The organism is Sorangium sp. So ce693 (assembly GCF_051521375.1).
Classification (GTDB): Bacteria; Myxococcota_A; Polyangia; order Polyangiales; family Polyangiaceae; genus Sorangium; species Sorangium atrum.
In genome coordinates this window covers 5,801,815-5,822,645 of sequence record NZ_CP150347.1, presented here as the reverse complement: position 1 = coordinate 5,822,645, position 20,831 = coordinate 5,801,815, and the positions used below count along the sequence as shown (strand labels likewise).

The 20,831-nt window shown below is 72.8% G+C and carries 16 protein-coding genes; 10 read left to right on the top strand and 6 right to left on the bottom strand.

Annotation, left to right across the window (positions count from 1 at the left end):
• Positions 1-34: 34 nt before the first annotated feature.
• Positions 35-610 (bottom strand): prolyl hydroxylase family protein, encoded by a 576-nt coding sequence (locus WMF14_RS21825; RefSeq protein WP_437803417.1) that lies wholly within the window; start codon positions 608-610, stop codon positions 35-37.
• Positions 611-733: 123 nt separating this feature from the next.
• On the opposite strand from WMF14_RS21825, the gene WMF14_RS21820 reads away from it, so the two are divergent.
• Entirely contained in the window at positions 734-3,607 is a 2,874-nt protein-coding gene (locus WMF14_RS21820) for a helix-turn-helix domain-containing protein (protein WP_437803416.1), read from the top strand.
• A 197-nt stretch (positions 3,608-3,804) separates the two neighbouring features.
• On the top strand, positions 3,805-5,145 hold the full coding sequence (gene traA, locus WMF14_RS21815) for an outer membrane exchange protein TraA family protein (protein ID WP_437803415.1): 1,341 nt from the start codon (positions 3,805-3,807) through the stop codon (positions 5,143-5,145).
• A 27-nt stretch (positions 5,146-5,172) separates the two neighbouring features.
• Here traA and WMF14_RS21810 read toward each other — a convergent pair whose 3' ends face one another.
• Positions 5,173-5,661 carry a type II toxin-antitoxin system RatA family toxin gene (locus tag WMF14_RS21810; RefSeq protein ID WP_437803414.1) on the bottom strand — a complete coding sequence of 163 codons (489 nt, stop codon included), beginning with the start codon at positions 5,659-5,661 and terminating at the stop codon, positions 5,173-5,175.
• Between the two features lie 49 nt (positions 5,662-5,710).
• Between WMF14_RS21810 and WMF14_RS21805 the strand changes: the two genes are divergently transcribed.
• From WMF14_RS21805 to WMF14_RS21775, 7 genes are all read left to right on the top strand, one after another.
• Positions 5,711-6,304 carry a Uma2 family endonuclease gene (locus WMF14_RS21805; RefSeq protein WP_437803413.1) on the top strand — a complete coding sequence of 198 codons (594 nt, stop codon included), beginning with the start codon at positions 5,711-5,713 and terminating at the stop codon, positions 6,302-6,304.
• Between the two features lie 410 nt (positions 6,305-6,714).
• The gene (locus WMF14_RS21800) at positions 6,715-8,112 is read left to right on the top strand and encodes a serine hydrolase domain-containing protein (RefSeq protein ID WP_437803412.1); all 1,398 of its coding nucleotides are present in this window, start codon (positions 6,715-6,717) and stop codon (positions 8,110-8,112) included.
• 227 nt (positions 8,113-8,339) lie between these two features.
• On the top strand, positions 8,340-9,767 hold the full coding sequence (locus tag WMF14_RS21795) for a serine hydrolase domain-containing protein (protein WP_437803411.1): 1,428 nt from the start codon (positions 8,340-8,342) through the stop codon (positions 9,765-9,767).
• A gap of 221 nt (positions 9,768-9,988) precedes the next feature.
• Complete coding sequence (locus WMF14_RS21790) at positions 9,989-11,497, top strand: metallophosphoesterase (RefSeq protein WP_437803410.1); 1,509 nt, start codon at positions 9,989-9,991, stop codon at positions 11,495-11,497.
• A 239-nt stretch (positions 11,498-11,736) separates the two neighbouring features.
• Entirely contained in the window at positions 11,737-13,821 is a 2,085-nt protein-coding gene (locus tag WMF14_RS21785; protein ID WP_437803409.1) for a hypothetical protein, read from the top strand.
• An 8-nt stretch (positions 13,822-13,829) separates the two neighbouring features.
• Positions 13,830-14,816, top strand: a complete 987-nt coding sequence (locus tag WMF14_RS21780; protein WP_437803408.1) for a hypothetical protein — start codon at positions 13,830-13,832, stop codon at positions 14,814-14,816.
• Positions 14,813-16,636: an ArnT family glycosyltransferase gene (locus WMF14_RS21775; RefSeq protein ID WP_437803407.1), complete on the top strand. Its 1,824-nt coding sequence runs from the start codon at positions 14,813-14,815 to the stop codon at positions 16,634-16,636. Before WMF14_RS21780 ends, WMF14_RS21775 begins: the two co-directional genes overlap by 4 nt.
• A gap of 6 nt (positions 16,637-16,642) precedes the next feature.
• On the opposite strand, the gene WMF14_RS21770 is transcribed toward WMF14_RS21775, so the two are convergent.
• From WMF14_RS21770 to WMF14_RS21755, 4 genes are all read right to left on the bottom strand, one after another.
• Complete coding sequence (locus tag WMF14_RS21770) at positions 16,643-18,118, bottom strand: hypothetical protein (RefSeq protein ID WP_437803406.1); 1,476 nt, start codon at positions 18,116-18,118, stop codon at positions 16,643-16,645.
• Between the two features lie 64 nt (positions 18,119-18,182).
• Positions 18,183-18,398, bottom strand: a complete 216-nt coding sequence (locus WMF14_RS21765) for a hypothetical protein (RefSeq protein WP_272099673.1) — start codon at positions 18,396-18,398, stop codon at positions 18,183-18,185.
• Between the two features lie 136 nt (positions 18,399-18,534).
• Positions 18,535-19,551 carry a tetratricopeptide repeat protein gene (locus tag WMF14_RS21760; protein WP_437803405.1) on the bottom strand — a complete coding sequence of 339 codons (1,017 nt, stop codon included), beginning with the start codon at positions 19,549-19,551 and terminating at the stop codon, positions 18,535-18,537.
• A 267-nt stretch (positions 19,552-19,818) separates the two neighbouring features.
• Positions 19,819-20,271: a hypothetical protein gene (locus tag WMF14_RS21755; RefSeq protein WP_272099669.1), complete on the bottom strand. Its 453-nt coding sequence runs from the start codon at positions 20,269-20,271 to the stop codon at positions 19,819-19,821.
• Positions 20,272-20,454: 183 nt separating this feature from the next.
• Between WMF14_RS21755 and WMF14_RS21750 the strand changes: the two genes are divergently transcribed.
• Positions 20,455-20,787, top strand: a complete 333-nt coding sequence (locus WMF14_RS21750; protein WP_272099667.1) for a hypothetical protein — start codon at positions 20,455-20,457, stop codon at positions 20,785-20,787.
• The last annotated feature ends 44 nt before the right edge of the window (positions 20,788-20,831 follow it).

Below are 20,831 nucleotides of genomic sequence, written 5' to 3'. Positions count from 1 at the left end.
GGCGCCGAGCGCCGATGCTCGCGCGGCGCTGACATCACCCGCGCCGGTACATCACATCGCTGCGGAGGACGTACTTGCTCCCCCGCGTCACGGCGGCCCCGCGGTGGAGCCGGCGGTGCTCGAACAGGAGCGCCATCCCGCGCCGCGGGGCGATGCTCCGACCGCCCCAGAAATCGGTCGTGCCGCCCTCGAAGTCGTCGTTCAGGTAGATCATCGCGGTGAACAGGCTCCGCTCGCCGTCGGATCGCACGAACGACCCGTCGCCGTGCCAGTTGAAATATTCGCCTTTGGTGTACCGGTAGTAGCGGAAGCGCTCGTTCAGCCCGACGGCGCGGTGGAGGCCGAAGCTCGGCGGCGTCCACGGCGCGAGCCGCTCCCAGAGGCTCGCGGCGAGCTCCGGATCGTCGACGATGACGCGGCCGTTCTTGCGCACCTCGAGGTTGATGATCTCGGTCCCTCCGATCGGCGCCTGCTCGAAGCCTCGCGCCTCGGCGAGCGCGATGAAGCCCTCGCACTCGTCGGGCGACAGGACGTTCGTCACCGTGAAGATGCGGAGATCGTCGGTGTAGTCGGTGCACTGGACGGTTCGTTCGGCGTGCAGGGTGCTCATGCGTGGAGCGTGGGCCCGGGCGGACCGGATCCGGAAGGGCGGGACCCGGGCAGGACCGGGCAGGACCGGGCAGCGTGGTGGACAGGAGAGCGCCGCATCGCCCATGATCGAGCGCTCGCACCGATGGCACGGGTCTCCAGGGCGGGCGGCGGCATGGAGCCCGCGGTCCGCTTCAACCACACGCTCCTCCAGCGGGCGCGGCTCGAGCTCGACCTGACGCAGGAGCAGGTCGCCGCGTCGATCGGCGTCGACGTGCGGACCTACCGCCGCTACGAGTCGGGCGCGGTCAACGATCCGCGGCTCGGCTTCTCGGTCCGGAGCCCGTCCCGGCGGCGCATCATCGAGCGCCTCGGCGCCGAGCTCGGCCTCGCCGAGGCGGAGCTGCTCGTCGTTGGGGCCGAGGCGGCGCCGGGGGCGGAGCCCGCCGCAGAGGAAGCGGGTGCATCGAGCCAGGCCGCGGAGGCGCCCGCGGGGGCGGGGAAGGCGCCCGCGGGAGCGGGGAGGGCGCTCGACGAGGAGACAGGGGGGAAGGCGCCGGCCGGCGGGCCCGCGCCGTTGCAGGGAGCCGCCCCGGCGTGGCGCCCGCTGCACGCGCACACGCTCCAGCGAGCGCGGCACTTCGTCGGGCGCGCGGAGACCCTCGATCGGCTCGCCACGTGGGCCGACGCGTCACCCCCGTGCCCCCGGGTGATCGCGCTCCTCGGCATCGGCGGGGCGGGCAAGACAGCGATCGCCGAGCGCTTCCTCCAGCGGCTCGGCGACACCCCGCGGCCCGGCGGGGTGCTCGTCTGGAGCTTCTACGACGACCCCAGGACCGAGGCGTTCCTCGAGCAGGCGGCGGCCTACTTCGCGCCGGGCGCGGGCGCCTCGAGTCCGGTGGCGCCGCGGCCGCCGGCGGCGCCCGGAGAGCAGCTCGCGCGGCTGAAAGAGGCGCTGGGACAGGGGCCGCCGCACCTGCTCGTGCTCGACGGGATCGAGACCGTGCAGGCCGAAGGGGGCGCAGGGCGCGCGCACGGCGAGCTCCACGACGCGCTCCTCCGGCGGCTGCTCTGCGCGGTCGCGTCCGGGCTCGGCGGCGCGCGGGCGCTCGTCACGTCGCGCTTCGAGCTCGCGGATCTGTCCGCCTGGGCCGAGGGCGGGCTCGCGACGATCCGGCCGGAGCCGCTCTGCGAGCGCGACGCCGCGTCGCTCCTGCGCCGCTGGGGCATCCGCGGCGACGACGGCGCCCTCGGCGCGCTGTTCGAGAGGACGGGCGGCCACGCGCTCTCGGTCGCCGTCCTCGGCTCCTACGTGGGCGCGTTCCTCGGCGGCGACGCGGGGCGGCTCTCCGCGGCGCAAGCGGCGCACCTCGCCGAGGCCGAGCACGACGACGTCCTCGCCCGCCGCCTGAGCTCGGTGCTGTCGGCCTACGCGCGCGCGCTGCCGCCGGGCGAGCGGGACCTGCTCGCGCGCCTCTCGGTGTTCCCCGGCGGCGCCGGCGAGGAGGCGCTGCTCCAGCTGGTGCGGGCCGGCGGCGAGATCGCGGGCGCCATGGCGGGGTGGGGCGCCGCGGAGCTCGCGCGCGGGCTCGCCCGGCTGGAGCGGCTGGGGCTCGTGTTCGCGGCGCGCCCGGGCGAGCGCTGCTACTCGACGCACCCCTTCGTGCGGCAGCACTTCAAGTCGCTGCTCGGCGTGCCGCCGGAGCGCGTCCACGCCGCGGGGAGCGCCGCGCCGCCGCCGCGCCTCGACGAGGCGCCGCGCCGGGCGCCGCGGGAACGCGAGGCGGTCGACGCGTACGAGGCCATCCTCACCGAGCTGCTCGGCGCCGGGCGGGCGGGCGAGGCGTACGAGATCTACGCGCTCGTCCTCGGGGGCTTCGCGCACCTCGGGCTCAAGCTCGGCGACATGGCCCGCGGCGCCCGCATCCTGCGCGCGTTCGCCTGCGGCGACGACCCTCGGGACATGCCGGCCTCGCTGCCCGCGCGCGCGAGGGCGTCGCTCGCGTACGACGCGGGGCTCTACGCCGGTGCGCTCGGGGATCTCGCGTTCGCCTGCGCCTGCTACGAGGCGCACAACGAGCTCGCCGGTGCGCTGGGCGACCCGGCGCTGCTCGCGATGGGCCTGCGCACGCTGGCGTACACCGAGCGGCTGCGGGGCAACCTGACCGGGGCGCGCGGCCTGCTCGAGCGATCGGCGGAGATCGCCGGAGGCGCCGCGGGGAGCGCCCGTCGCGCCGCGGACCAGGTCCACGCCGTGCGCGCGCTGGCGCTGCTCGCCGCGGTGCTGCACGACCTCGGCGAGGTCGACGCGGCGGGCGAGCGCTTCGCGCGCCTGCGGGAGCTGGGCGACGCGCCGGTGGCGCGCCGCGCGCTCTGGGAGGCGGAGCACGCGCTCGCGGTCGGGCGCCGCGACGAGGCGCGCGAGGCCACGGAGCGGAACATCGCCGAGTGCAGGCGGAGGGGATGGGAGGGGCACGTCGCGCACGGCCACACGCTGCTCGGCCTCGCGCTGCTGGACGGAGGCGACGGCGGCGGCGGCGACGTCGCGCCGGCCGAGGCACACCTCGTCGAGGCGCGCCGCTGGGCTTCCGCGACGGGCGAGGTGGAGGTCGCGCTGCGGTGCCACGAGCTCGCGGCGCGGATCGCGCTCGCCGCTGGCCGGCTCGACGACGGCGCGCGGCAGGCGCTGGAGGGGCTGCATGTCGCGGAGGCGTGCGGGTTCGGCCCGTTCCGCGCGCGGCTCGCGGTCGTCGCCGCGCGGTGCGCGCTGGCCCGCTGCGCGGGGGCGGCGGCGTCCGCGACGGCGCTCGCCGACTCGGCTGTCGCGTGGGCGGGCGAGGACGCGTGGGCGAGGGCGGATGCGCTCCACTGGGCGGGCGTCGCGCGCGCGGCGGCGGCGCGCGGCGAGGAGCGCGCGCGAGGGCGGGAGCTGCTCGCCGAGGCGGCGGCGCTGCGGGCGCGCCTGCGCCATCCCGGGGCCGCGGCGACGCGGGAGGCGCTCGCGCGGCCAGGCGGATGAGGGCGTGGCCCGCTGCGCGCGCCGGCGACGAACGGAGCGCCGCGGGCGGACACTCCGCTGCTCGCCGTCGGGATCTTGCCCGCGAAGGGGATCTATGGGCTCCGCCTTACCAGCACGGGATAACGTGACGTGCCGTGCGCCGCGGGTTGCATGTGAGCGGCCGCGTAGTTGCGCTGTTTCCCTTGCCAGGAGCGACCATGTTCCACCGACGTCCCAAGCTGACGATCTCTTTCGTGCTCGCCCTCTCCACGGCGCTGGGAGCACCGGGCTCCGCGAACGCCGAGCCGGTGATCATCGAAGGAGGTCCTGTAGCTCCGCTCCCCGCCGGGGGAGGAACGGGCCTGTGCGGCGCGCAAAGGTCATCGTCCGAGCCAGATGTCGACTTCTGGGTTTCGACGAGCGACGGGGCGGGCTTCATCGAGAAGATGAACACGTTCTTCGACGCGGGGCAGGAAGAGCTCGTGAGCTCCGTGGTGCGCACACCGCTCGATCTCTCGAACAAGTACGGCGCCGGGGGCGAGGTGAGCTTCGGCGATTTTCTGGACGCTGCCTCCGACTGCCCGGCAGGAGGGTGCGACTTCGTCGCGAACGAGCCCGACGTGGCGTTCGGCATGCGCCTGCGCGGCTACCTTGCCGTGCCGCCCGAGTACGTCGAGCAGCCGGTCCACTTTGGCATTTACGCCGACGACGCCGTGGCCCTCGTGATCTACGACTCGGCGCAGGCCGCCTATCCGGTGCTGGTGCAGCCACCCGCGCTCGGCGCACCCAGCTGGCGAATGACGAATACCGTCACGTTCGCCGAGGAGGGCCTGTACCCCGTCGAGATCCTCTATGCCGCGATCGTCGAGCATTCAGAGCTCGAGGTGTCGCTCCTGGTAGGCGAGTTCGCGGATTTTCAGCTCAGGGCCGGCGAGGCAGCCAGCACGAACCTCGCCGAGTCCGGCTTCACGCTGCTCGAGCCGGCGGCGTTCCATCGGAGCGTGGCGGGCGACGCCTCCGCGTCGGACGAGGACGCCTGTGCGCAGTGCGGCCGCGAGTTCATCGGCCAGAGCGGAAACAACGGCTGCGAGGCGGGCTCCTACTGCAACGACGCCGCGCTGTGTGCGCCGTGCGCCGTCGACGCCTTCTGCGGGCCTTCGTGCGACGCGTGCAGCGCGGCGGCGCCGCGCTGCGCCCTCGTGGAGGGCACGCCGGCGTGCGTCGCGTGCGTGAGCGATGCGGACTGCGATGACGGCGAGGTCTGCGACTCCGTGGCGCACGCCTGCGTCGCGCCGCCGCCCGAGCCGGGCCCCGACGCGGGCTCCGGCGGCGCGGGCGGCGCCGGCGCGGGTGGGGGCGGGGAGGGCGGTGGCGGGGCGTCCGAGCCTGTCTCTGTGAGCGGTGACGGCGGCTGCGGATGCCGGGTCGGCGGCGAGGGGCGGCCGGGCGGCGGGCTCGCCTTCGCGCTCGCGGGGCTCGGGCTCGGGCTCGCGCGCGCTCGTCGCCGGACGCGCGCGGCCTCGCGGTGGAGCGCGTCCACGGAGCGCGGCTCGCGCTGAGCTCCTGCGGCGCGGCCTTGCCGCGCGTCAGACGGCTGCCGGGCCGCGCCTCGGCAGCCGCTGCAGAATGTCCGTCGTCTCGGCGCTCTGCTTGAGCCCGGCGAGGCGCTGCTCGATGTCGCGCTTCAGCACGGCCGCCATCACCGGCTCCAGCACCGGGGCGAGGACCTGCGGGCGCGCGGTGAAGTTGTAGCGGAAGGTGACGCGGGTCCGCTGCGGGGACAGCGCCTTGAAGAGCCACGCGCCCGAGAACTGGCGGAAGATCCGCGGCCCCTCGACCATGGTGATGGCCACCTGCTCCGGCGGGTTCAGGGTGATGTAACGGGCCTCCATGGACAGCCCGTTCTTCGCCCGCACCCACACCCGCACGCCGACCGCCGGCTCGGTCGCGCCGTCGCGGTAGCGCATCTCGCGGAGGAACGGGTCCCACTCGAGCCGGAGATCGTAGTCCTGGGACAGCGCGAAGAGCGCGTCGCAGGCGGTGTCGATCTCGGCGGTGCTCTGGATCGTGGGCATGGCGCCGAGCATAGGGTCGCGACGCGCTGGCGTGGCATACTGCCGGACCATGAACGAGCCGGCGCGCAGGATCGTCTGGACATACGCCGAGTATCTCGAGCAAGAGCGGGCGAGCCCGACGAAGCACGAGTTCCTGAACGGCGAGATCTTCGCGATGGCAGGCGGAACGCCGGAGCACGCGCGCCTGTGCCTGAGCGTCGGCGCCGAGCTCCGGGCGCAGCTCCGCGGGCGGCCCTGCGCGGTCTACTCCGCTGATCTGCGCGTCCGCGTGCAGGCGACCGGGCTCGCCACGTACCCTGACGTCAGCGTCGTCTGCGGGAGGCTCGAGCGCGATCTCGCGGACAACGACGCAGCGCTCAACCCGATCGTCCTCGTCGAGGTCCTCTCCGAGAGCTCGGAGGCCTACGACCGTGGGCAGAAGTTCGCGCACTACCGGCGGATCCCCTCGCTCCGGGAGTACGTGCTCGTCTCGCAGCACGAGCAGCGCATCGAGGTGTTTCACCGCAACGAGGACGACTCGTGGACGCTCCGGGAGGCCCGCGCTGGAGAGGGCGTGCACCTGGAGGCGATCGGGTGCGCGCTGTCGGCCGACGAGGTGTACCGGGACCCGTTCGCCCAGGTCGCGACGGAGGTGGAGGGGTGACTCCAGTATTGATGATGAGCTTCCTCCACCGCCGCGGCGTCCTGCCGGGTAACACTACGTGCGTCCTCCCGTTGAGAGCAGGGCATCCGGAGTGACACTATGCGTATCTCGCCGTTTATGAGGTGACGGTGACGGAACACGACCACCCGCCCTCCCGCTGCGGCGAGGTCGACGTGGAACCTGCCGTGGTGATGCGCAACGGCGCCGAGGGCGTTCAAACGTCCCTCACACGCCATCGACGGCGTCCTGGAGAGAAATTTCGCCTCCGGACGTGAACGATCCTCCCGAGTCCGGGAACAGAGCTCCGAAATCGAGCGGCGCGCTTCGAGCAACGTGGCGATGCCCGGGGGCGTGAGCCGCCGGTTCGCGACGGTCATTCGAGGGAGCCGGTACACGACCAGGAGCCGATCATGAAATCTCCGCACCATCGCTTCGCTTCCCCGAGAACACCGGCCGCCCGCGCAGCAACCATGCGCTTGCGAAGCGTGCTCTCGACGGTCCTCGTCTCGGCGCTGCTCGGGTCTTCAGCCCTGCTCGCGGGCTGCTCCGACGGCAGCGGGGCGCCGGCGACGACGCACGCCGCGAGCGGCGCGGGCGGCAGTGGCGCCGAGAGCGGTGCAGGGGGAGACGAGAGCGGCGGTGGCGGCGAAGACGCCGGCATCGGCAGCGGGAGCGGCGGAGGCGGAGGAAACCCGTCAGGTGAGTGCACCGGCGATCCCACCCTCCACGCCAACACCGATCCCGACGACATTGTGCAGCAAGGCGCGGACCGCCTGGTGCGCGACGACAAGTTCCCCGCCGTCGTGGCCGCCGTCCGTGATCGCGACGGGCAGACCCGTCACTACACCGCCGGTGTCGGCGACCTGGAGACCGGTGCGAGCGTGCCTGTCGATGGACAGGTGCGCATCGGGAGCAACAGCAAGCCCTTCACCGCGGTGGTCGTCCTGCAGCTCGTCGGCGAGGGCAAGGTCGACCTCGACGCGCCGATCGAGACGTACCTGCCGGATCTCGTCCGCGGCGACGGCATCGACGGCCGCGAAATCACGGTGCGGCAGCTGCTGCAGCACACGAGCGGCCTGCCTGATTACGTCGGGCTGGCCCTGGGCGACGACGTCTTCGACGTCCTGCACACCTACTTCCAGCCCCGCGCCCTGCTCGACCTGGCGCTGACGCAGCCGGCGACGTTCGCCCCCGGCGCCGAATGGGCGTACAGCAACACCAACTACATCGTCGCCGGCTTGATCGTCGAGAAGGTCACCGGCCGCCCTCTGGCCGAGGAGATCACGCGCCGGATCATCGAGCGCATCGGGCTGCGCAGCACCTATATCCCCGACGTCGGCGAGCAGGGCATCCGGGGGTGCCATCCCAGAGGCTATCACGCGGCGCTCGGTGAGCCGCTGCGCGACGTCACGGAGCTCGACCCGTCCCAGGCGGGGGCCGCCGGAAACATCATCTCCACGCCGAGCGACGTGAACCGCTTCTTCTCCGCCCTGCTCGGCGGCGAGCTGCTCGATACAGCGCAGCTCGAGGAGATGCGTACGACCGTGGACGCTTCCGCCATGTGGCCCGGCTACCGGTACGGGCTCGGCCTGAGCAGCAGCCCGCTGAGCTGCGGCGGCGTCCTCTGGGGCCACGGAGGCGACATCTTCGGCTACGAGACCAGCGGCGGTGCCACCGAGGACGGCCGCGCCGTCACCGTCGCCGTCACGGCGCTGCCCTCGGCCGTGCCGAGCGTCCACACCCGCGAGGAGGCCTACGCCGCGTACGCCAACGTCCTCGCGCTCTCCGACGCCGCGCTGTGCGAGTGAGCCCTGGGCGCGCCCCCGCGCCGGTGGTCACGACCGCCGCGTCGGCAGGATCCAGAGGATGAGTTCTTACGACAGACTCGTGGGAGGCATGAACGAACCTCACGAGTCCGGGAACAGCGTTACGAAAACGAGGGGCGCTCTCCGAACAGCGTGGCGATGCCCGGCGGCGCAAGCCGCCGGCTCGCGGCGGTGAACAGAGGGCGCCCGCACGCGACCAGGAGCCGATCATGAGATCTCTGCACCGTCATTTCACTTCTCCGAGAACCGCGGCTGCGAGCGCAGCAGCGATGAGCTTGCGAAACGTCTTTTCGATGGTCCTCGTCTCGGCGCTGCTCGGATCCTCGGCCCTGCTCGCGGGCTGCTCCGACGCCGGTGGGACGCCGGAGAACACGGGCGGAGGCGCCGGCGTGGGCGGAGACGCCGGCAGCGGGGGCCAGGACGCTGGCAGCGGCGGTCAGAACGGCGGCAGCGGGGGCCAGGACGCCGGCAGCGGCGGCCGGGACGCCGGCAGCGGGGGCCAGGACGCTGGCAGCGGCGGCGGAGGCGATCCGTCGGGCGAGTGCACCGATGGTTCCACGGACGGCGCCAACACCGATCCTGACGATCCGGTGCAGCAAGGCGCCGATCATCTGGTGGGCGACCTCAAGTTCCCCGCCGTCCTGGTCGCGGTCGGTGGTCGCGATGGGCAGACCCATCACTACACCTCAGGTGTCGGCGACCTGGAAACCGAGGCGAAAGTGCCTGTCGACGGGCAAGTGCGCATCGGCAGCAGCAGCAAGAGCTTCACCGCGGTGGTCGTCCTCCAGCTCGTCGGCGAGGGCGAGGTCGACCTCGACGCGCCGATCGAGACCTACCTGCCGGACCTCGTGCGCGGCGACGGCATCGACGGCCGCGAGATCACCGTGCGGCAGCTGCTGCAGCACACGAGCGGGCTGCCCGACTACGACGATGTGCTCCTGGCCGAGGGCGTCTTCAAGCTCCAGCACACCTACCTCGATCCCCACGCGCTGCTCGACATGGCGCTGGCGCAGCCGGGGAAGACCCCCGGCTCCGAATGGGCGTACAGCAACACCAATTACGTCCTCGCGGGCATGATCATCGAGAAGGTCACCGGCCGCCCTCTGAACGAGGAGATCACGCGCCGGATCATCGAGCGAATCGGGCTGCGCCACACCTACCTCCCCGGCGTCGGCGAGCAGGGCATCCGCGGGTGCCATCCAAAGGGCTATCACACGGACGTGCCCGGCGAGCCGCTGCAAGACATCACCGAGCTCGACCCGGGATGGGGATGGGCCGCCGGACAGGTGATCGCGACCCCGAGCGACCTCAACCGCTTCTATACCGCCCTCTTCGGCGGCGATCTCCTAGAGCCGGCGCAGCTGGAGGAGCTCCGCACAACGGTCGACGCCCCCACGATGTGGCCCGGCGCCCGGTACGGGCTCGGCGTGGTCAGCACCCCGCTGAGCTGCGGCGGCCTCGTCTGGGGCCACGGCGGCGACATCCCCGGCTACCACACCCGCGGCGGAGTCACCGACGACGGCCGTGCCGTCACCGTCGCGATCACGGTTCTCCCGTACTTCCTGTACGGCGAAGAGGGCGCCGAGCAGGCGTACATGGACGTCCTCGACCTCGTCGATACCGCCCTGTGCGAGTGAACGCTCGGGGGCGCTCGCACGCCCTGTGCGAGTGACCGCCCGGGGGCGCTCTCGCGCTCCGAGCGGCGGCGAGCCGACGGGCGCATCGCTGCCGGCCGAGCGGCCCGCTCGACCGGCGCTTGCCCACCTGCGGATCGTCGCGGCACGCGGCTTGCGACGCGCGCGGGGTGGGGGACGCGGCCGCCGCTCATGGCGGGATCGCTCCACCCTGGAGCAGGGCAATGGATGGCGCAGCCAGGGATATCTTCGTCATCAGCGATCTGCACATCGGTGACGGCGGCGCGCGCGACAACTTCGAGGCAGGCAAGAAGACGTCGCAGCTGCGTGCATTCCTCGACCACGTGGGCAGCGAGGGGGGCGAGCTCTTCATCCTCGGGGACCTCTTCGAGCTCTGGCAGATGAACCTCAGCCTCCTGTTCGTGAAGCGGCGGGCGCTCCTCGACCAGCTCGCCGCGCTGAGGCTCGTCTACGTGCCCGGCAACCATGACGTCGATCTCGTGCACTTCATCGAGACGGACCTCCTCAATCACCCCTTCTTCGCGTGCATGCGCGCGCCGTTCACCCGGGAGCTCGACGGCAAGCGGTTCCACTTCTGCCACGGGCACGAGACCGATCCGTTCAACGCCGGGGACGAGCCTGGCTTCGGCCGCATGTTCTCCATCCTCGCCGGCGTCGCCGAGGACGAGAACGGCTCTCCTCTCCTCAAGGGCGGCGAGAGCGTGGAGGACGTCCTCGAGAAATTCGGCGACTCGATACTGACGATCTGGAAACGCACCCTGGCGACGATGAGCCAGCGCGTGACGGAGAGGGACCCGTCCCCCCGCGGGGCATTGACGCCGGCGCAGAACCCGGACCGGCTCGGCGAGCACGTTGTCGGGGTCCGCGCGGAGCTCGACACGGGCGCATACGACGTGGCTGTCCTCGGCCACACCCACAAGGCAGGCTCTATCGGTGACTGGTATTTCAACAGCGGTTCATGGGCCGGGCCTCTCAACTCGTTCCTTCGCATCTCTCCGGACGGACATGTCCGCTATCTCGAGTGGAAAGATGGTCGCGCCGTCGAGCGCGCGATGCCCCTCGTGCTCCCGGATGCGAAGCCCGATCGCGCACGTTCGGCGACGAAGAGCCCGGTCGCCGCGGCCATCTCCGCCGCGAGGACGATGTTCCCGAAGCCGACGCGCCCGGAGCGCTCCCGATGGATCCTCATCGCGCAAGGCGCCCTCGCGCTCTCCGTGGGCGCCGGCGCCCTGGCGATCTCCGCCGGTCAGGGCTCCTCCGCGGGGTGGCGCCTGCTCGTCTCGGCCTTCGCTGCCTACGCGCTCGTCGATGGCGCCCTGTCGCTCGTCGGTGCGTTGCGGGAGCCGCCCATCCGACGCCTCCTCTCCCGCGTGCGCGGCGTGGCGAGCCTCCTTCTGGGCCTCGTCGTGCTCCGTCGCGGTCACATGGTCGAGATGTTCGTCGTCCTCGTGGGGTTCTTTGCGTTCATCTCCGGCACGCTGCGCGTCGCGGCGTCGATCGTGCTCAAGGGAATGGTGGAGTCGAGGTGGCTCTTCGTCGTGGGCGCTGGCTCGACGGTCGCCGGCCTCGTCCTGCTGCTCTTGCCCGCGTCGGCCGTGCCGCTCAAGTTCGCGCTGGCCGGCTACCTCTGTTACTACGGCGCGGGGGAGCTCCTGGCAGGTGTCTTCGGGCAGCGGCTGCCCAGGGCGGCAGGCGTCCGTCCCTCCGCATGAGGCCGCTCCCGCGCCGTTGATTAACGCTCCTTCCTGCCCGCGCGCAGAAACACCCCCTCTCCGGGCGTCCTTGATCTACGCTCCCGCGTGCCTGGCAGTCCGGCGGCCGATCGCGCGGGGAGGCGTCCTCGCGGCGCGACCAGGGCCCCGGGCGCTCTCGCGGCGCGCCTCCTCGCTCTCGCTGGCCTCCCGGCCGTCCCGCGCGCCTCGCAGGTCAAGGGCCCCTCGGAGCTCCAGCCATGAAGATCCCCCTCCCGATCCCGCCGTTCCGCCGCGCTCCGCTCGCCGCGCTCGCCGCGCTCGCCGCGCTCGCCGCGGGCGCCGCCTGCTCTGCTCCGCACCCCCCTCTGCCCGCCGAGCCGCCCCAGGCAGTTCCTCCTGCGCCCACACCCACCCAGGGCGCGCCCCAGGCCCCGCGCTTCGATCAGATCCCCCGGCTCGAGTTCAACCGCATCGCCGTGGAGCTCGATCTCCCGCTGTTCTGGATCGCCGACCGCAACGGCTCGGGCGCCGTCGACCCCGACGAGGTCTCCGCCCTCTGGTATCACTCCCCGGCGCCGGCCTGGGTCGCCTCCGGGGCCTTCACCCCGGCGTTCACGTCGGCCTATGCCGCGATGACCAAGGTCAAGGCCGAGGGCCACCTGCGCGCTGGCCTCGACGAGGCCGAGGTGCGCCGCCGCGATGCCGTCCTCGCGGAGCTCGCGGCCGGCCGCCCCTCGCTCCTCCGGGCCGACCTCCGCGGCGCGTCGGCCGAGGACCGCGCCGTCGTCGACCACCTGCTCAAGGTGGCCGAGCTCATCGAGCAGATCCACGCGAAGCAGCTCGGCTCCGCCGGCATGGCCGACAAGATCCCGGCCGACGACCCCGCCAGCCGCGCGCTGTTCTGGCGCAACCAGGGGCCCTGGTGCCAGCAACCCAGGACGCGCGACGATCCGAACTGCAGCGCGCTGCCGAGCAGGCCGCCTCGCGTCACCGGCGTCTATCCGGCGCGCCTCCAGCAGGACAAGAAGTTCTGCGCCGCGCTCGAGGCGCGCCCGGATCAGAAGGCGCTGCTCTCCCCGTTCACCGTGGTGGTCGAGGAGCGCGGCGCCCTCAAGGCCGTCCCTTACAGCGAGGCGTACAAGCCCGAGATGGAGGCGGTGAGCCGGGAGCTCAAGGCGGCGGCCGAGGCGATCCACAGCCCGAAGGAGGCCGCCTTCAAGGCGTACCTGCTCGCGGCGTCGCAGGCGTTCCTCGACAACCGCTGGGAGCTCGCGGACGAGCCCTGGGCGAAGATGAACGCCGAGAACTCGGCGTGGTACCTGCGCGTGGGGCCGGACGAGACCTACTGGGAGCCGTGCAGCCGCAAGGCGGGCTTCCACGTGAGCTTCGCGCGCATCAACCAGGAGTCGCTGACCTGGCAGAAGAAGCTCGATCCGGTGAAGTCCGACATGGAGACGGCCTTCGCGAGCCTCGCGGGGGCGCCGTACAGGGCGCGCAAGGTCGCTTTCCACCTGCCCGACTTCATCGACATCCTCCTGAACGCCGGCGAATCGCGCGCCGCGACCGGCGGGACGTCGGGGCAGAGCCTGCCGAACTGGGGGCCGGTCGCGACCGAAGGCCGCGGCCGCACCGTGGTCATGGTGAACCTCCTGCAGGACGACGACAGCCGCGCCGCCCTCCGGGAGGCCGCCGCGTCGCTCTTCTGCAAGACCACGATGGAGAGCGTGTCCCTCGAGGGCCCGGTGGCCGCGCTCGGGACGGTGCTGCACGAGGCGTCCCACAACCTGGGCCCGGCGCAGGGCTACAAGGTGCAGGGCAAGACCGACGACGAGATCTTCGGCGGGCCGCTCGCCTCGATGCTCGAGGAGCTCAAGGCCCAGACCGGCGCGCTCTTCTTCACCGGCTGGCTCGCGCAGAAGGGCGTCCTCGACCCGGCGCTCGCCCGCATGTCCGAGGTGAGGGACGTGATCTGGGCGCTCGGGCAGGCGGGGCAGGGGATGTACACAGCAGGCGGCGAGGCGCGTCCTTACGGCCAGCTCGCCGCGATCCAGCTCGGCAGCCTGCTCGACGCAGGCGCGCTCGGCTTCTACCGCGGCGAGACCGCGGCGAACGGCGCGGACAAGGGGTGCTTCTCGATCCAGGCGGACAAGCTGCCCGCCGCGGCCGAGGCGCTCGCGAGGACGGTGCTCGGGATCAAGGCGCGCGGCGACAAGGCCGGCGCGCTGCGCCTGCGCGAGACGTACGTCGACAAGCCCGGCGCCTGGAAGGCGCTCCGCGGGGTGATCGAGGAGCGCATGCAGCGCATGCCGCTCGGCAGCGTCGTCTACGCGATCGAGCTGTAGGGTTCCCCGTGATCCCGGCGCAACCCCGCGAGACCACCTCGCCCGCGGGCGAAGCGACGAGCGCGCGCGGCCGGCGCCGCGCCCTCGGCCTGCTCGCCCTCCTCGGCCTGCCGGCGCTCGGCCTCGGAGAGCTCGTGGCGCACGTCTACTTCAGCGAAAGAGCTCCGGATTTCGACGCCTGGCGCGAGGTCGCGGCCCCCCTCGCGGCGATGAAGCAGCCCGGGGATCTCGTGGTCGTCGCGCCGGGATGGGCCGATCCGGCCGCGCGCCGGGCGCTCGGGGACGAGCTGATGCCGCTGCGCGACGCCGCCCGGCCCGACGAGAGCCGCTACGCGGCCGCGGTCGAGATCAGCGTCCTCGGCCAGCGCGCCGAGGAGCTCGCGGGCTTCCGCGAGGAGGCGCGGCAGGAGCGCGGCCCCTTCGTGCTCCGGCGCCTCGTGAACCCGTCGCCCGCGCGCGTCGTCTACGACTTCGTCGACAACGTCGCGCCGGCGTCGGCCGACGTGCGGGTCACGGATCCTCCGGCCGCGTGCCGCTGGAACCCGCGCGCGCGGATCGCCGCCGGCGGGCTCGGCGGGAACCCGACGTTCCCCGCCGAGCGCTTCGAGTGCCCCGGCGGCCCGTTCTTCAACGTGGGCGTCACGGTGATCGCGGACGAGGAGTTCCGCCCTCGCCGGTGCATCTGGTCGCACCCGCCGAGGGACGGCGAGATCGTCACGCGCTTCCGCGGCGTCCCGCTCGGCTCGGTGATCCGAGGGCACGCGGGCATGTACTGGATGATCGAGCGGGAGCGGCGGGGCGCGCCGGTCACGCTGTCCGTGCGCGTGGACGGCGAGGCCGTGGGCGAGGCGACGCACGCCGACGGCGACGGGTGGGCGGCGTTCGAGTTCCCGCTCGGCGCGCACGCGGGCGCGGCCGAGGCCGAGGTGGAGTTCGCCGTGCGATCCGCCGACTACACGCACCGCCACTACTGCTTCGAGGCGGACACCCGATGAAGCGCTCGGCGCCCCTCGCGCCCTCCGACGGCCTGATCGCGCTCGCGTTCGCGGCGGCGTACGTCGCCCTGCTGCTCGCGACCGCGGGCGATCTCGGCTACGCGCGCGACGAGGGCTTCTACTTCTTCGCCGCGAACCGCTACGGAGCGTGGTTCCAGGCGCTCCTCGACGCGCCGCGCGCGGCGCTCGATCCGCAGAGCGTCGACGCCGCGTGGTCGGTGAACCACGAGCACCCCGGCCTCATCAAGTCGCTCTTCGCGCTCTCCAACCTCGTCCTGCAGAAGCGGCTCGGGCTCTTCGCCATGGAGGGCACGAGCTACCGGTTCCCCGCGATGGTCCTGTCGGGCGTCGGGGTGGCGCTCGTGTACCTCTGGGGCACCCAGGCGCGCGATCGGCTCGCCGGCGCGTCCGCGGCCGCGCTCTTCGCGATGCTGCCGCGGTACTTCTACCAGGCGCACCTCGCCTGCTTCGACGCGCCGATCGTGACCGTCTGGGCCCTGTGCGCCTACGCCTACTGGCGCTCGCTGCGGGACGGCGGCGCGCTGTGGCCCGTGCTCACCGGGGTCGCGTTCGGCCTCGCGCTCGACACGAAGCACAACTCCTGGTTCTTGCCGATCGTCTGCGTCTCGCACGCCGTCGGCATGGAGCTCAGGGATCGGATCGTCGCGCGCGCCAGCGCGGCGGGGGCGGCGCCCGCGGCCTCGCCTGCGCGGGCCGGAGGCGCCCGGCGATCTCTCGCCGCGCTCGCCGCGATGGCGACGATCGGCCCCCTGGTCTTCTACGCGCTCTGGCCGTGGATCTGGCGCGACACGCTCCCGCGCCTCCGCGAGTACGCGTCGTTTCACCTGAACCACGAGTACTACAACATGGAGTTCCTCGGCCGGAACTACTGGACGCCCCCGATGCCGAGGGCCTACGCGCCCGTGATGACGGCGGCGACGGTCCCCCTCGTGACCCTGTGCCTCTTCGCCGCGGGGCTCTGCGCGGCGGCACGCGAGCGCCTCCTCCATCCGCTCGCGTGCGCGGCGGCGCGGCTCGCTCCGGAAGGCGGGAGGCTCGCGCTCGCCGCAGAGCGGGCGCTCGCCGCGCGGCTCCGTCCGCCCGCGGACGACCCCGGCGGCACGGCGCTCCTCTGGTTCCTCGCCATCGCCGCTGTGTACGGCGCCTGGCTCTCGCCGAGCACGCCGATCTTCGGCGGCACGAAGCACTGGATGACGGCCTACCCGTTCATCGCCCTGTTCGCCGGCGCAGCGTTCTCCGCGGCCGTGCGGCGCGCTCGCGTCGGTCTACGCGCGCTGCTGCTCGCCCGGCGCGGCTCCGGCGCGCGGGCCGGCGTCGCCACGCGCGCGGCCGCGCTCGCGCGCGGCCCGCTGGTCCCGGCGCTGCTCGGGGCGGCGGTGGCCGCGGCGCCCGTCGCCGAGACGCTGCACGCGCACCCGTGGGCGCTCTCGAGCTACACGCCGCTGGTCGGCGGCGCGCCCGGCGCGGCGAACCTCGGGCTGAACCGCACCTTCTGGGGGTACACGACGGGCGCGGTCGTCGCGTACCTCAACGAGCACGTCCCACCCCGAGGGACTGTGTACATCCACGACACCGCCGGCCCGGCATGGGAGATGCTGCTGCGCGACGGGCGCCTGCGAAAGGACATCCGCGGCGTGGGGGCGGTCGCGGGCGCGGACTTCGCCCTCTACCACCACGAGAAGCACATGCTGGGGCAGGCGTACCAGGCGTGGGTCGCGTTCGGGACCACGAGCCCGGATCACATCGCCGGGCCCGACGGCGTGCCGGTGATCCTCGTCTACCGCAACCGCGCCCGCTGAGCGCGATCAGCGCTTCTTCGCCGCGGACTTCTTGGCAGGTGCCTTCGCGGCCTTCTTGGCGGGCGCCTTCGCGGCCTTCTTGGCGGGCGTCTTCGCCGCCGCCTTCTTCACGGAGGCCGGCGCCGCGGTCTTCCCGGTCGCCGCCTTCTCTGCCGGCGCGCTCGCCTTCTTGGTCGCGGCCGCCGGCTTCTTGGCCGGCTCCTTCTTCGCGCCTCGGACCGCCACGGCTCTGGGCTTGCTCGCCGCGGGCTGCTCCACCGCCGGCTCGGCCGGCTTGCGGGGCTTCTCACGCGGAGCGGCCTTCCTGGAGGGCGCCTCCTCCTCGTCGAGGTCCTCGTCCTCCTCCTCGTCAAGGTCTTCGTCCTCGTCGTCCGCGTCCTCGTCGAGATCTTCGCCCTCTTCCTCGAGGTCCTCGTCCTCCTCGTCGAGGTCTTCGTCCTCTTCCTCCTCGTCGAGGTCTTCGTCGTCGAGGTCTTCGTCCTCTTCCTCCACGGCCACCGCCACCGCCACCGGAGCAGGCTCGCGGCGCCGCGACGGCGGGACGTCGTTGCGCGGCGGAGCGGCGGCCGGCTTCCCGGCGACCTCGAGCTCGTCGAGCGGGTCGCCGAGCACCACCGCGATCTCGCGCTTGAAGTCGGTCATGTGGCTGTCGACCTCGAGCGCATCCTGCTCGGACAGCGGCGTGAGCTTGAGCTTGAGGACGCGGTCGCCCGCGAGCTCCCACGACGCGGCGCAGCCGCCCTCGCGCAGCATCTTCGAGGCGATGGAGTCGATCCGCTGGCGCAGACCGCCGCGCGCTCCGGCCTCGATCTTGCGCTGCAGCTCGAAGCGGCGCTCCAGGATCGGGAGCGTCACGACCTTCGCCTCGACGAGGTCGGAGAGCTCATCGGCCACCGCCTCCTCGATCTCGAGCCGCGCGTCGGGATCGCTGCTCTCGAGCGAGAACGTCGCCTCGCGGAGCTCGGCGTCGTAGCCCGTCAGCTTGCCGCCGGCGCTCTGGGCCGCGCGCGTCAGCGATTCGCGCAGCACCTGCGCCGGCGCGCGCTTGCCGACCGTCGAGGCGACGTAGCCGAGCATGTCCAGGCGCACGTGCACCGGGCCGTCGTCCTCGAGGCCGATCTCTGGCCGCGGCCCGAGCAGCGCGTCGCGCATCACGCGGAAGACATCCCGCTTGATCACGTTGTCCTCGGTGAAGATGTCCTCGACGTGCTCGGACTCCATCAACGTGCTCGTGAGGCTCGCCACGAGCTCCTCGACCTGGTCGTCGATCTCGTCGGTGCCGAACGTGGTCGTGGGCTCTCCGTCGACGAGGGCCCACGGCTCGAGCCGGGGCGTGATGGCCGCGATGTCCGCAGCCATCTTGTCCTCCAGCTCGCGCGCGAGCGCCGTCGCGCCGCCCCTGGCCACGAGGATGTGCCCGTGCGCCTTCAACGCGTCAACGATGCTCGTGGAAAGTCGGCGGGAGAGATTGCGCTCGTTCACGAGGCGCGCAGCTTACACGGTTTGCGCGGCCTGGCGATATTTGAAGACCGCGGATCGGCCGTGCTCAGGGGTCGTTCTCGATCACCTTGATCAGCACGCCGCCGATGCGCTCCGGGATGACCGCGCGCGCCGCGTCGGCTCCTCCGGACCGGATGCTGACGCGGACGATGAAGCCGACCCCGTCCTCCCGCTCGACGCCGATGCCGACACACCACGGCTCGCCGCTGATCTTGGCCTTGAGCTCGTCCTTGGCCCGCCGGGCCGATCCCACGTCGCTCATCTCGTTCACCTCTCCTGATTTGGAGCGCGCTGCAGCAACCTCTCGCGCTCACTCGCTGGTTCCGACCGCCAAGACCTGCCACGTCGCGGGCGCGTCGGCGACGCCCACGCCGCTCGCCGCGAGCTCACCGCCCGCCTCAGAGGTGCCTGCGCGCGATCTCGGCCCACGTGCCGGTCGGCTCGATCTCGAGGTACCTGCGCCAGCACGGGCGCGCCTTCGTCGGATCGCCGATCTGCTCGTAGGCCATCGCGAGGTTGTAATAGGCGTCCGCGAAGCGCGGATCACTCTCGATCGCTCCCTGGAAATAGCGGATGGCCTCCGCCGCCTGGCCGCGCTCGAGCATCACGTAGCCGAGGTTGTACTGCGCCTCCGGCTGGGCCGCGTCGAGATCGAGCGCCTTCATGTAGAGCGCCTCGGCCTGCTCCTCGGCGTTGCGCCGGAAGCAGATGTTGCCGAGGTTCGTGTAGGCGATGGCCAGCCACGGGTCGATCTCGAGCGCGCGACGGTAGAGCGCCTCGGCCTCGTCCATCGTCGCCGGATCCTCATCGAGCTGGCTGGCCTGCATGTAGAGCTCGTAGGCCGTGCGCGCGCGCTCCCGGCCCACCTTCGGGCGGAGCACGCGCACGACGTCGTCGCGCAGCTCCTTCACCTCGAAATCGAGCACCATCTGCCCCGTGAGCGGCTCGAACGCGCCCGACGCGCCCCGGACCACGACCGCCTTGCCGTCGAAGGCGACGCGGAGCTCGGCCAGGGGGCGCGTCACCTTGGGGAGCGCGGTCCGGATGTTCTCGATCGCCCGCGCGACGTCGCGCAGGCGCACCTTGCGGGCGATCAGGTCGCGCGCGGCGCGCAGCGCGATCAGGTCCGAGAACGTGTACGCGCGCCGCCCCCGCCGCCGGCCGCTCGGCGCCGCGATGCCGGCGCGATCGAGCGAGCGCAGCCGCCCGGGCGAGATGCCGAGCAGCCGCGCGACCTCGGTGCCGGTGAACATGTCGGTGACCGGCTCGCGGGCGCCCGGCGCAGGGAGCGGCGCTTCCGTCGCGCCCTCCCGCGGCGCAGGCGGGGGCTGCGACACCCGCCCGCCACCCGGGCCGAACACGACGTGGATCACCTTGTCGGAATTTCCGGAGGCGGAACTATCCTTCTTGCTCATCGCAGCGTCACCGGCTCCGCGTCGACGATCGGCGGGGGCAGAGCGCGTCGTGGGGAGCGTACCCCGCCTCGAGCCGGATTGCTCCCGTTCTCCACGTCGACACGCGCGTCAAGGGGGCACGGCGCGCGGTCGCGCTCACGGTCTCCGCTGACACGGTCGACACGCGCGAGCCCGTGTAGCGCGAGCCTGCAGCGGCGGGCGTCGTGCGGCGCGCTCGCGAGGGACGCGCGCCGCCGAGCGGTCGTCGGGAAGGTCCTTGCATCGACATCACGCGCGCGCCGTCCTGTCCGTCGTTATCAGCACGCGCGCCGTGACGTCCACGGTCAGCGCGAACGAGACCGCCGCCGCGCGTGGCGCGAAGCCGCAGCGGATCTCGGCCTGCATCGGCCCGAGCGGGCCCCCCGCGCGCGCGGCCGCCTCTCGGTGCGCCACGCGGAGCGCGCGCAGCCGGAGGTGGGGGTCGAGCGCGAGCGCCCGATCGAGCAGCGCCGCCAGCGGCGCGTCCGACGGCAGCGCGACGTGCAGGCTGGTCGACCCATAGTAGACGAGCGCGCCCCCCTCGTCGCGGGTGCTGCCCTCGCTCAGCACGTCGGCGCTCTCGAACAGCGCGTGGAGGCGCCCCGTCGAGCAGGTCACGAGCTCGATGTGCCTCCGCTGGAGGAGCGGGGGACGCTGGACCTTCGCCAGACCGGGACCGGGTAGACGCTCGCTGCGCGACATGGCGATCGCGATCGTGGCACCGCCGCGCGCCGCGTCCCAAAAGCGCGCGGAGATTCGCACAAAGTTGCTGCGGCGCCTCATTTCGTGCGGGACGCCGGGGGCCGCGCGGCCGCGACGAATTTGGCCACGCGCGGCGCGCCTTGCCACGATGCGCGCCGCGCCGAAGGGCGCGAAGGAGCGAGCATGGACTACACCGGCAAGGAGCGCCGCAAGCACCGGGTCTTCATCACCCGCAACACGGAGTATCACGTCCGCGACGACATCTGCGTCGCGGTCCGCGATCGGGCCGCGCGCAAGTTCAGGCCGGCCCACCTCGCGCTGCACCTGAAGCTCCAGGGCGCGGTTCGGATCAACGCGAACGGCGTCGTGATCCCGGAGCCGCAGAACGCGCGCATCGGCTCCCCCATCTATTTCACCCAGATGGATCAGGACGGAATGGAGCGGCAGATCGTCACGAGCCGCGTGGAGTCGATCGAGCGGCCCGAGAAGGCCACGGTGCTCCAGTACCCCTCGTGACACAGCGGAGCGCCCCCGCCGCACGGCGCGGGCGCTCGTGGTCG